This window comes from Azorhizophilus paspali (genome assembly GCF_043587585.2).
GTDB classification, from domain to species: Bacteria; Pseudomonadota; Gammaproteobacteria; order Pseudomonadales; family Pseudomonadaceae; genus Azotobacter; species Azotobacter paspali.
Map to the genome: position 1 here is coordinate 444,324 of NZ_CP171449.1, position 12,612 is coordinate 456,935.

Consider the following 12,612-nt stretch of genomic DNA (forward strand, 5'->3'; position numbering starts at 1 on the left):
GTCCGGGCCATCGGAGCTTCCGGGGTGGGCGCTTGTCGGTGCGGGTCCATATGCCCTCCGGCGTGCGGCGGTGGCGCGGGCGATTGCAATGATTGGTGGTTAACAAATTGAGTAAGGAGGGTGGGCGTGCGCAGGCACAAGTCGCGGTTTCCTGGCGAGGGGCTGTTGCCGAGGCTTTGCGAAACGCCTATCCGGCGGGCCCGCGACAGCTTGGCGAGGATGGCATCGGGGTACGGGTTCCAGGGGAGGTGGGCGGCGTCCAGTCCCAGCCGGCCGCTCGAACGGACGGGCATAAAAAAGCCCCGCCATGAGGGCGGGGCCGAAGATTAAAGAGCGCGGCGGACTCGCTCTTTAAGGGAAGCTCACAGCAGGATGGTGCGGATATCCGCCAGCAAATCGCCGAGACGCTTGGTGAAACGCGCCGCGGCGGCACCGTTGATCACCCGGTGATCGTAGGACAGCGACAGCGGCAGCATCAGACGCGGCTGGAAAGCCTTGCCGTCCCATACCGGCTGCATGCTGGCCTTGGACACGCCGAGGATCGCCACTTCCGGGGCGTTGACGATCGGCGTGAAGGCCGTGCCGCCGATGTGGCCGAGGCTGGAGATGGTGAAGCAGGCACCCTGCATGGCGTCGGCGCCGAGTTTCTTGCTGCGCGCCTTCTCCGCCAGTTCGGCGGTCTCGGCAGCCAGTTGCAGCAGGCTCTTCTGGTCGACGTTGCGGATCACCGGCACCAGCAGGCCGTCCGGGGTGTCCACGGCGAAGCCGATGTGCACGTACTTCTTGCGGATCAGCGCCTGGCCGCTGGGTGCCAGGGAGCTGTTGAAGTCCGGCAGTTCCTTGAGCAGGTAGGCGCAGGCCTTGAGCAGCAACGGCAGCACGGTCAGCTTGACCCCGGCCTTCTCGGCGACCGCCTTCTGCGCGACGCGGAAGGCTTCCAGCTCGGTGATGTCGGCCGACTCGAACTGGGTCACGTGCGGCACGTTCAGCCAACTGCGGTGCAAGTTGGTCGCGCCGATCTGCATCAGGCGGGTCATCGGCACTTCTTCGATTTCGCCGTACTTGGCGAAGTCGACCGGCGGAATCGGCGGGATACCGGCGCCGCTGGCCGCGCCGGCGGCCGGCGCCTCCTTGGCCTTCTGCATCATCGCCTTGACGTAGGCCTGCACGTCCTCCTTGAGGATGCGACCGCGCGGACCGGTGCTGTTGATCGCCGCCAGTTCGACGCCGAACTCGCGGGCCAGTTGGCGCACGGCGGGACCGGCATGCACCTTGGCGCCGTTGCGGCTCGATGCGCCGACCGGGGCTGGAGCCGGGGCAGCGGCTGCCGGAGCGGCTGCCGGCTTGGCCGGGGCTGCCGCGGGCGCGGGGGCCGCCGCCGGCGCGGCGCCGGCGACGCGCAGGGTGAGGATCAAATCGCCAGTGCCGACCTCGGCGTTCAACTGGACGGCGACGCTTTCCACCACCCCGGTGGCCGGGGAGGGGATCTCCATGCTGGCCTTGTCGGATTCCAGCACGATCAGCGACTGCTCGGCCTGGACCTGGTCGCCGGCCTTGACGAGCACCTCAATGACCCGTGCCTTGCCGGCCGAGCCGATGTCCGGGACCTTGACTTCCTGGGGGCCGGCAGCGGCCGGAGCGGCCGGAGCAGGTGCCGGGCTCGCGGCCGCAGCGGCAGGCGCCGCGGGCTGGGCCTGGCCGCCGGTGGTACGCAGGGTGAGGATCAAGTCGCCGGTGCCGACCTCGGCATTCAACTGGATGGCGACGCTCTCCACCACCCCGGCAGCCGGGGAGGGGATCTCCATGCTGGCCTTGTCGGACTCCAGCACGATCAGCGATTGCTCGGCCTGGACCTGGTCGCCGGCCTTGACCAGCACCTCGATGATCCGTGCCTTGCCGGCCGAGCCGATGTCGGGAACCCGGACCTCCTGGCTGGCGGCGGCCGGTGCGGGCGTGGCGGAGACACCGGGAGAGGGCGCTTCGGCCTCATCGACGGCCTGGGTCGGCGCGTCCGCCGCTTCGGCAGGCGCCGCCGCGGCACCGGCGGTAGGCTCCAGCTCGATGATCGCGTCGCCTTCTTTGAGCTTGTCGCCCAACTTGACACTCACGTTCTTGACCACCCCGGCCTTGGGGCTGGGGACTTCCATGCTGGCCTTGGCGGACTCCAGCACCACCAGCCCCTGCTCGACCTCGATGAGGTCGCCGGTCTTGACCAGCAATTCGATGACTTCCCCATCGCCGCCGATATCGGGTACGCGGATGATTTCGCTCACGATGGCTCTCCTCAGCAGTCCAGGGGGTTGCGCTTGTCGGGGTCAATGCCGAACTTGGCGATGGCTTCGGCCACCACCTTGGGTTCGATGTCGCCGCGATCGGCCAGCGCTTCCAGCGCGGCCAGCACGACCCAGTAACGGTCCACCTCGAAGAAATGACGCAGCTTCTTGCGGGTGTCGCTGCGGCCGAAGCCATCGGTGCCGAGCACCTTGTATTCGCGGCTCGGGACCCACTGGCGGATCTGGTCGGCGAACAGCTTCATGTAGTCGGTGGAGGCCACCACCGGACCCTTGCGGCCGCTCAGGCACTGCTCGACGTAGCTCAGCTCCGGCTTCTGTTCCGGGTGCAGGCGGTTGTGGCGCTCGACGGCCAGGCCGTTGCGGCGCAGCTCGTTGAAGCTGGTCACGCTCCACACGTCGGCAGCAACGTTGTAGTCCTCGCGGAGGATCTTCGCCGCCTCGCGCACTTCGCGCAGGATGGTACCGCAGCCGAGCAACTGGACGTGGTGCGCGGCGTCGCGCTTGTCTTCCTCGAGCAGGTACATACCCTTGACGATGCCTTCCTCGACGCCTTCCGGCATGGCCGGCTGGGCGTAGGCCTCGTTCATCGCGGTGAGGTAGAAGAAGACGTTCTGCTGCTCCTCGGTCATCTGACGGATGCCTTCGCGGATGATCACCGCCATCTCGTAGGCATAGGTCGGATCGTAGCTGCGGCAGTTGGGGATGGTCGAGGCGAGGATGTGGCTGTGACCGTCCTCGTGCTGCAGGCCTTCGCCGTTGAGCGTGGTGCGTCCGGCGGTACCGCCGACCAGGAAGCCGCGCGCCTGGCTGTCGCCGGCCGCCCAGGCCAGGTCGCCGATGCGCTGGAAGCCGAACATCGAGTAGTAGACGTAGAACGGCAGCATCGGCTGGTTGTGGTTACTGTACGAGGTCGCCGCGGCGATCCAACTGGACATGGCGCCGGCCTCGTTGATGCCTTCCTCGAGGATCTGGCCCTTCTTGTCCTCGCGGTAGAACATCACCTGGTCCTTGTCCACCGGCTCGTAGAGCTGGCCGACCGAGGAGTAGATGCCGAGCTGGCGGAACATGCCCTCCATACCGAAGGTGCGTGCTTCGTCGGGGATGATCGGCACGATGCGCGAGCCCAGCTCCTTGTCCTTGACCAACTGCGCGAGGATCCGCACGAAGGCCATGGTGGTGGAGATTTCGCGGTCACCGGTGCCGTCGAGGATCGCCTTGAGGCTGTCCAGCGGCGGGGTCGGAATGCTGATGCTCTTGTTGCGGCGCTGCGGCACGAAGCCGCCCAGGGCCTCGCGGCGACTGCGCAGGTACTTCATTTCCGGGCTGTTCTCGTCCGGCCGGTAGAACGGCAGGCTTTCCAGCTCCTCGTCCTTCAGCGGGATGTCGAACTTGTCGCGGAACAGCTTAAGGCTCTCGATATCGACCTTCTTCACGTTGTGGGCGATGTTCTTCGCCTCGCCGGCACCAGTGCCGTAGCCCTTGATGGTTTTGGCGAGGATCACGCTCGGCTGGCCCTTGTGGTTGACCGCCTGGTGATAGGCGGCATAGACCTTGTAGGGGTCGTGGCCGCCACGGTTGAGCTTCCAGATGTCCTCGTCGGACATGTCCTTGACCAACTCCAGCAGCTCGGGGCGTGCGCCGAAGAAATGCTTGCGCACGAAGGCGCCGTCTTTGGCCTTGTAATTCTGGTATTCGCCGTCGACCACCTCGTCCATGCGCTGCTGCAGCAGGCCAGCATGGTCCTTGGCGAACAGCGGGTCCCAGAAGCGGCCCCAGACCACCTTGTTGACGTTCCAGTGGGCGCCGCGGAACACGCCTTCGAGTTCCTGGATGATCTTGCTGTTGCCGCGTACCGGGCCGTCGAGGCGCTGTAGGTTGCAGTTGATGACGAAGATCAGGTTGTCCAGCTTCTCGCGGCCAGCCAGGGCGATGGCGCCGAGGGATTCCGGCTCGTCGCACTCGCCGTCGCCCATGAAGCACCAGACTTTCTGCTTACCGGCGGGGATGAAGCCACGGTCTTCCAGGTACTTCATGAAGCGCGCCTGGTAGATCGCCTGGATCGGGCCCAGGCCCATGGATACGGTGGGGAACTGCCAGAAGTCCGGCATCAGGTGCGGGTGCGGATAGGAGGACAGGCCATTGCCGTCGACTTCCTGCCGGTAGTTTTCCAGCTGTGCCTCGCTGAGGCGGCCTTCGAGGAAGGCGCGAGCGTAGACGCCGGGAGAGGCGTGGCCCTGGAAATAGATCAGATCGCCACCATGTTCGGCGGTCGGCGCCTGAAAGAAATAATTGAAACCGATATCGTAGAGGGTGGCGCTGGACGCGAAGGTGGAGATGTGGCCACCCAGGTCCGGGTCCTTCTTGTTCGCCCGCATCACCGTGGCCAGCGCGTTCCAGCGCACCAGGGAGCGGATACGGCGCTCCATGAACAGGTCGCCGGGCATGGGCGCTTCATGGGTCACCGGAATGGTGTTGCGATAAGGGGTGGTGATCGCGTAGGGCAGTTGGGCGCCCGTACGGGTGGCCAGTTCGCCCATCCGGCTCAGCAGGTAATGGGCGCGCTTTTCGCCTTCGTGGTCGAGGACTGATTCGAGCGAGTCCAGCCACTCCTGGGTCTCGATGGGGTCAAGGTCTTGCATGTCTTGCATGTCTTGCTCCATAGCGGAAGGCCTCCCTGAGTTGGGAGCCTGGATGCGCTACCGGCCTTATGGGCGGCGGCGGGATTGTTGTTCGTGGGTCGGCGGGTGATCCGACTGTCTTGTAGTTTTACTACAAAACTATGGCGCTTTCAGCCCCCTCCCACGGATTTTTGTAAAATTACCCCGCGGGTCAGACTCAGCCGCTTGCGGAAAATCTGGCCTATACAGGACACGAGCATGAGCCTACCTACGCTGATCGACCTTCCCCCCGCGTTGGAAACCCTGGGCAATCAGGCCTTGCAACGCTTCGGGGAGGTCGCCGGCACGCTCGGCGACAGTCCGGCGCCGCCCTTTGCCGACTGGCCGCCGGCGCGGCGCGCGGCCTTCGCGCGGGTCTGCGCGAACAGCGAGTTCGTCCTCGAACGGGCGCTGCGCGATCCGGCCATGCTTCTGCAATTGGCCGGCGACAGCAGCCTCGAGCGTTCCCTGGTGCCGGACGAGCTGCGCGGGCAACTCGCCGCGCTGCTCGCCGACTGCGCGCAGGAGGAGGAACTGGGGCGGCGGCTGCGGCGCTTCCGCCATCGCCAGCAGGTGCGCATCGTCTGGCGCGACATCACACGCCAGGCGGATCTGGCCGAGACCTGCCACGACCTCTCCGAACTCGCCGACGCCTGCATCGACCTGGCCTGCGCCTGGCTGTACGAGCGCCTGCGCGCGCGCTTCGGCACACCGCTCGGGCGTCGCTCCGGGCAGCCGCAGCGGCTGGTGGTACTCGGCATGGGCAAGCTGGGCGCCGGCGAATTGAACCTGTCCTCGGACATCGATTTGATCTTTGCCTATCCCGAGGGCGGCGAGACGGACGGCGAGCGACGCAGCCTGGACAACCAGGAGTTCTTTGTCCGCCTCGGGCAGAAGCTGATCGGGGCGCTGGACGCCATCACCGTGGACGGCCAGGCGTTCCGCGTCGACATGCGCCTGCGCCCCTATGGCTCCAGCGGGCCGTTGGTCTACAGTTTCGGCGCCATGGAACAGTATTACCAGGACCAGGGACGCGACTGGGAACGCTACGCGATGATCAAGGCGCGGGTGGTCGGCGGCGACCGCGAGGCCGGGCGCCAGCTCCTGGAGCTGCTGCGGCCGTTCGTCTACCGGCGCTACCTGGATTTCTCGGCGATCGAGGCGCTGCGCGACATGAAGCAACTGATCCGCCAGGAGGTACGCCGCAAGGGCATGGCGGACAACGTCAAGCTGGGCGCCGGCGGTATCCGCGAGGTGGAGTTCGTCGCCCAGGTGTTCCAGTTGATCCACGGCGGCCGCGACCGCAGCCTGCAGCGGCGGCCGCTGCTCGAGGTACTGGCGACTCTCGAGGGGCAGGGCTACCTGCCGCCGGCGGCGGTGGCCGAGCTGCGCGAAGGCTATGAGTTCCTGCGCTACACCGAGCATGCCCTGCAGGCCATCGCCGATCGCCAGACGCAGATGCTGCCGGATAACGAACTCGACCGGGCACGGGTCGCCTGCATGCTCGGCTGCGCCGGCTGGGAGGCATTTCTCGGCCGGCTGGCGCACTGGCGCGAGCGTATCGACTGGCATTTCCGCCAGGTGATCGCCGTTCCTGGTGAGGACGAGGCATCTGAAAGGCGGCCGGTCGACGCCCAGTGGCTGCCGTTATGGGAGAACGGCGGGGACGAGGCGGCGGTCTGCCGGCAACTGGTCGAAGCCGGCTTCGCCGATCCGCAGCAGGTCCGCCAGCGCCTCGCGACACTGCGCGGCGGCAGCCAGGTGCGCGGCATGCAGCGCCTCGGCCGCGAGCGCCTCGATGCTTTCATTCCGCAACTGCTGGCCCAGGTGGTGGAGCAGGACGATCCCGACCTGGTGCTGGAGCGGGTGCTGCCGCTGGTCGAGGCGGTGGCGCGGCGTTCCGCCTACCTGGTGCTGCTCGCGGAGAATCCCGGCGCCCTGCGGCGCCTGCTCAGCCTCTGTGCCGCCAGTCCGTGGATCGCCGAGCAGATCGCCCGCTTCCCCTTGCTGCTCGACCAGTTGCTCAACGAGGAGCGCCTGTACAGTCCGCCGCAGGAGGCGGAGCTGGTCGCCGAGCTGCGCGAACTGCTGCTGCGCATTCCCGAGGACGATCTGGAGCAGCAGATGGAAGCGTTGCGCCATTTCAAGCTGGCCCACCGGCTGCGCGTCGCCGCCTCGGAGATCGCCGGCACCCTGCCGTTGATGAAGGTCAGCGACTATTTGACCTGGCTGGCCGAGGCGATCCTCGACCAAGTCCTGAGCCTCGCCTGGCGGCAGATGGTCGTTCGTCACGGCAATCCTAGGCGCAGCGACGGCAGCCCCTGCGAGCTGGATTTTCTCATCGTCGGCTACGGCAAGGTTGGCGGCATCGAGCTGGGGCACGGTTCGGACCTGGATCTGGTGTTCATCCACGACGGCGATCCGCAAGCCGAAACCGACGGCGCCAAGCCGATCGACGGCGCGCAGTTCTTCACCCGCCTGGGACAGCGCATCGTCCACTTGCTCACCACGCAGACCCCTTCCGGGCAGCTCTACAAGGTCGACATGCGCCTGCGCCCGAGCGGCAACGCCGGGCTTCTGGTCAGTTCGCTCGGCGCCTTCCGCCGCTACCAGGAGCACGAAGCCTGGACCTGGGAGCACCAGGCGCTGGTGCGCGCCCGCGCGCTGGTCGGCAGCCCGCGGCTGGCGACGGCCTTTGCCGAGGTGCGCGCGCAGGTGCTGGGCCGGCCGCGCGATCTAAAGGTCCTGCGCCGCGAGGTCGGCGACATGCGCGCGAAGATGCGCGCCAGCCTGGGCACCTCGAGCACGGCCGCCGGCACGGCAAAGAACGCTTTCGAAGCGACGCTCCCCTTCAATCTAAAGCAGGATGCCGGCGGTATCGTCGATATCGAATTTATGGTGCAATATGCGGCCCTCGCCTGGTCGCACCAGCATCCCGAGCTGTTGCGCTACACCGACAACATCCGGATTCTGGACGGCCTCGCGCAGGCCGGCCTGCTGCCGTGCGACGAGGTTCGCCTGCTGCAGGAGGCCTACAAGACCTATCGCGCCGCCGCCCACCGCCTGACCTTGCAGAAGCAGCCGGGCGTGGTGGGCGGCGATCGGTTCGGGGACGAACGTCGTGCGGTGATGAGAATCTGGCGGGAGCTGGGGTTGAGCTGAGCGGGGCGCCTGCGGGGGCCTGCCGAAGGGGCGGCGCCGGGGTGCCGCCCGATCTGAGTGTATTAGGTATCGAATTCTTGAGGAGCAGGCTAACTATGTCGATGGCCGACCGTGATGGTGTGATCTGGTACGACGGCGAGCTGGTGCAGTGGCGCGAGGCGACCACCCATGTGCTGACCCACAGCCTGCACTATGGGATGGGCGTGTTCGAGGGCGTGCGTGCCTACAACACGCCGCAGGGCACAGCGATTTTCCGCCTACAGGCGCACACCGACCGCCTGTTCGACTCGGCACACATCATGAACATGAAGATCCCCTTCACCAGGGAGGAGATCAATGAGGCGACCCGCGCCGCGGTGCGCGAGAACAAGTTGGACAGCGCCTACATCCGCCCGCTGGCCTTCTACGGCTCGGAAGGCATGGGCCTGCGCGCCAGCGGCCTGCGGGTCCGCGTCATCGTCGCCGCCTGGCACTGGGGCGCGTACATGGGCGAGGACGCGCTGGAGCAGGGCATCAAGATCCGCACCAGTTCCTTCACCCGCCACCATGTGAACATTACCATGACCCGCGCCAAGTCCAGTGGCGCCTATGTCAACTCCATGCTGGCCCTGCAAGAGGCGATCTCCGGCGGCGCCGACGAGGCCCTGCTGCTCGATCCGGAAGGCTACGTGGCCGAGGGCTCGGGGGAGAACATCTTCATCGTCAAGGAGGGCGTGATCTACACCCCGGAAGTCACCGCCTGCCTGAACGGCATCACCCGCGGCACGGTACTGACCCTGGCCCGCGAGCTGGGCATCCCGTACGTCGAGAAGCGCATCACCCGCGACGAGGTGTACATCGCCGACGAGGCCTTCTTCACCGGCACCGCCGCCGAGGTCACCCCGATCCGCGAGGTGGACGGCCGGCAGATCGGCATTGGCCGCCGCGGCCCGGTCACCGAGAAGCTGCAGCGTGCGTACTTCGACCTGGTCACCGGCAAGACCGACGCCCATCCCGAGTGGCGTACCCTGGTCAAGTGACGAGGCGCCGGGTGGGGCGGGCCGTGACCCACCATCCGGCCCCCGTGGGGCCGACCGATGCGGCATCGACGGCGGCTCGCGCCGCCATCACGGCCAACCCATCCTGCAGTCCGGCTTTCCGTTCATGAATATTCTGATCATTGGCCCGAGCTGGGTCGGCGACATGGTGATGGCGCAGACCCTGTTCGTCTGCCTGAAGCAGCGTCATCCCGACTGTGCGATCGACGTGCTGGCGCCCGACTGGAGCCGGCCGATCCTCGAGCGCATGCCCGAGGTACGCCGCGCGCTGAGCTTCCCGTTCGGCCACGGCGTGCTCGACCTCGCCGGCCGCCGCCGCATCGGCAAGTCACTGGCCGGGCAGTACGACCAGGCGATCCTGTTGCCCAACTCGCTGAAGTCGGCCCTGGTGCCGTTTTTCGCCGGCATCCCCAGGCGCACCGGCTGGCGTGGCGAGATGCGCTACGTGCTGCTCAACGATATCCGCCGACTGGATAAGAAGCGCTATCCGCTGATGATCGAGCGCTTCATGGCCCTGGCTTTCGCGCCGGGTGCCGAGCTGCCGCGCCCCTATCCGCGCCCGGTCCTGCGCATCGAGCCGCAGAGCCGGGCGGCGGCACTGCAAAAATTCGGCCTGCATCTCGGCCGGCCACTGCTGGCGCTCTGTCCCGGCGCCGAGTTCGGCGAGGCCAAGCGCTGGCCGGTCGAGCACTATGCCGCGGTGGCCGAGGCCAAGCTGCGCGCCGGCTGGCAGGTCTGGCTGTTCGGCTCGAAGAACGACCATCCGGTCGGCGAGGCGATCCGCTCGGCCCTGGCGCCCAGGCTACAGGCGACGGTGGCCAATCTGGCCGGGGAAACCAGCCTCGCCGAGGCACTCGACCTCTTGTCCTGTGCCGACGCAGTGGTCTCCAACGATTCCGGGTTGATGCACGTGGCCGCCGCGCTGGGCCGTCCGCTGGTGGCGGTGTACGGTTCCACCTCGCCGCAGTTCACCCCGCCGTTGGCCGAGCCGGTGGAGATCGTCCGCCTGGGCCTGGACTGCAGTCCCTGTTTCGAGCGCACCTGCCGCTTCGGCCACTACGACTGCCTGCGTCAGTTGGCGCCCCAGGCGGTGCTGGACGCCCTCCAGCGTCTCGCCGGCGATCCTTTGCCCGCCCCCCGGCGGCAGGAGCACTGAGTGCGCGTACTGCTGATCAAGACTTCCTCGCTGGGCGATGTCATCCATACCCTGCCGGCGCTGACCGACGCGGCGCGGGCGCTGCCCGGTATCCGTTTCGACTGGGTAGTGGAGGAGGGCTTCGCCGAGATTCCCGCCTGGCATCCGGCCGTGGAGCGGGTGATTCCGGTGGCCATCCGCCGCTGGCGCCGGAGTCCCTGGCAGGCGACCAGCCGTGACGAATGGCGGCGCTTTCGCCAGGCCCTGGGAGAGGACCGCTACGACCTGGTGATCGATGCCCAGGGGCTGTTGAAAAGCGCCTGGCTGACCCGTTTCGGCGGCGCGCCGGTGGCCGGACTGGACCGCCGCTCGGCGCGCGAGCCGCTGGCCAGTCTCTTTTATGGGCGCCGCTTCCCCGTGCCCTGGGGCCAGCATGCGGTGGAGCGGGTACGCCAGTTGTTCGCCCAGGCACTGGGCTATCCGCCGCCGACGGCGGTCGGCGACTACGGACTGGACCGCCACCGCCTGGCCGTGCCGGACGGCGCGCCCTACCTGCTATTCCTGCACGGCACCACCTGGGACAGCAAGCACTGGCCGGAAAGCTACTGGCGCGAGCTGGCCGAATGCATGGGCAGTGCGGGCTGGGCGGTGCGCCTGCCCTGGGGCAATGTGGCGGAGCGGGAGCGCGCCGGGCGCATCGCTGAGGGGCTGGCGGCGGTCGAGGTGCTGCCCCGAACCAACCTCGCCGGCATTGCCGGGATTCTCGCCGGGGCCGGCGCCTGCGTGGCTGTGGACACCGGCCTCGGTCACCTGGCGGCGGCGCTGGATGTGCCGACCATCTCCCTCTACGGCCCGACCGATCCGCGCCTGACCGGCGCCTACGGTCGACACCAGTGCCGCCTGACCAGCGACTACCCGGCCTGTGTGCCCTGCCTGCGCAAGACTTGCGGCTACCGACTGACCGAGGAGGACCGCCGCCGGCTGGATTTGAGCCGCGAGCAGCCGGTGTGTTTCAGTCGCATCGATCCGCGGCGGGTGGCCGGCGCCTTGCAAGCGCTGCTGGACGAGGCGGCCTGCCGATGCTGAACGGGCCGGCTCCTCGCATCGCGCTCGCGCGCCCGGCGCCGATCCATGTTTCCATCGACAGGACTTGCTGATGCAGCTGGCCTTCATCCTTTACAAGTACTTTCCCTTCGGTGGGCTGCAGCGCGACTTCATGCGCATCGCCCTGGAATCCCAGAGGCGCGGACACGCCATCCGCGTCTATAGCATGTCCTGGGAGGGCGAGATCCCGCCGGGCTTCGAGGTGCTGATCGCACCGATCAAAGCGTTGTTCAACCACCGCCGCAACGAGAAGTTCACCGCCTGGGTGCGGGCCGACCTAGCGCGGTGTCCCGTGGACCGAGTGATCGGCTTCAACAAGATGCCTGGGCTGGATGTCTACTACGCCGCCGACCCCTGCTACGAGGACAAGGCGCAGACCCTGCGCAATCCGCTGTATCGCCTGTGGGGGCGCTACCGGCATTTCGCCGGCTATGAGCGCGCGGTGTTCGCGCCGCAGGCGAAGACACGCATATTGATGATCTCTGAAGTACAGCAACCATTGTTCGTCAAGCATTACGGCACGCCGACGGAGCGTTTCCACCTGCTGCCTCCGGGCATTTCCGCCGACCGCCGCGCGCCGCCCGATGCGCACGCAATCCGCGCCGACTTCCGCCACGAGTTCGGCTTGGCCGGGGACGACCTGCTACTGGTGCAAATCGGCTCCGGCTTCAAGACCAAAGGGCTGGACCGCAGTCTCAAGGCGCTCGCCGCGCTGCCCGGCGCCCTGAAGAGGCGCACTCGGCTGATCGCCATCGGCCAGGACGATCCGCGGCCCTTCCAGTTGCAGATCAAAGCGCTCGGCCTGTCCGGGCGGGTCGAGATTTTCAAGGGGCGCAGCGACATCCCGCGCTTTCTGCTCGGCGCCGATCTGCTGATCCATCCGGCCTACAACGAGAACACCGGTACCGTGCTGCTCGAGGCGTTGGTCGCCGGGCTGCCGGTGCTGGTCACCGATGTCTGCGGCTATGCCCACTACATCGCCGAGGCGGGTTGCGGGCAAGTGCTGCCCAGCCCCTTCGAGCAGGAGCGCCTGAACGGGACGCTCGCCGCGATGCTCGAAGACGATGGGCAGCGGGCGCTCTGTCGGCGCAACGGCCTGGCCTACGCCGAAACCGCCGACCTCTATTCCATGCCGCAGCGGGCCGCCGATCTGATCCTGATGGAGCAGGGCGCATGAAACCTTCGCCCGATCGCGGGGCCGGCGCATGGGCGATGGCATGGTG

General features: G+C 67.4%; 7 protein-coding genes. 5 read left to right on the plus strand and 2 right to left on the minus strand.

What is annotated here, in order from left to right:
* Positions 1 to 362 precede the first annotated feature (362 nt).
* Together aceF and aceE are read right to left on the minus strand one after the other, a co-directional pair.
* Complete coding sequence (gene aceF, locus ACGI6K_RS02235; protein WP_376944125.1) at positions 363 to 2,273, minus strand: dihydrolipoyllysine-residue acetyltransferase; 1,911 nt, start codon at positions 2,271 to 2,273, stop codon at positions 363 to 365.
* An 11-nt stretch (positions 2,274 to 2,284) separates the two neighbouring features.
* Positions 2,285 to 4,933, minus strand: a complete 2,649-nt coding sequence (gene aceE, locus ACGI6K_RS02240) for a pyruvate dehydrogenase (acetyl-transferring), homodimeric type (protein ID WP_376944197.1) — start codon at positions 4,931 to 4,933, stop codon at positions 2,285 to 2,287.
* 237 nt (positions 4,934 to 5,170) lie between these two features.
* On the opposite strand from aceE, the gene glnE reads away from it, so the two are divergent.
* The 5 genes from glnE to ACGI6K_RS02265 all read left to right on the plus strand — a co-directional run bounded on the left by glnE (position 5,171) and on the right by ACGI6K_RS02265 (position 12,566).
* Positions 5,171 to 8,113 (plus strand): bifunctional [glutamate--ammonia ligase]-adenylyl-L-tyrosine phosphorylase/[glutamate--ammonia-ligase] adenylyltransferase, encoded by a 2,943-nt coding sequence (gene glnE / locus ACGI6K_RS02245; RefSeq protein WP_376944123.1) that lies wholly within the window; start codon positions 5,171 to 5,173, stop codon positions 8,111 to 8,113.
* Positions 8,114 to 8,208: 95 nt separating this feature from the next.
* Positions 8,209 to 9,132: a branched-chain amino acid transaminase gene (locus tag ACGI6K_RS02250; protein ID WP_376944121.1), complete on the plus strand. Its 924-nt coding sequence runs from the start codon at positions 8,209 to 8,211 to the stop codon at positions 9,130 to 9,132.
* A gap of 124 nt (positions 9,133 to 9,256) precedes the next feature.
* Positions 9,257 to 10,306, plus strand: a complete 1,050-nt coding sequence (waaF, locus tag ACGI6K_RS02255) for a lipopolysaccharide heptosyltransferase II (RefSeq protein WP_376944119.1) — start codon at positions 9,257 to 9,259, stop codon at positions 10,304 to 10,306.
* Positions 10,307 to 11,371, plus strand: a complete 1,065-nt coding sequence (gene waaC, locus ACGI6K_RS02260; RefSeq protein WP_376944117.1) for a lipopolysaccharide heptosyltransferase I — start codon at positions 10,307 to 10,309, stop codon at positions 11,369 to 11,371.
* 70 nt (positions 11,372 to 11,441) lie between these two features.
* Positions 11,442 to 12,566: a glycosyltransferase family 4 protein gene (locus ACGI6K_RS02265; RefSeq protein WP_376944115.1), complete on the plus strand. Its 1,125-nt coding sequence runs from the start codon at positions 11,442 to 11,444 to the stop codon at positions 12,564 to 12,566.
* Positions 12,567 to 12,612 lie beyond the last annotated feature (46 nt).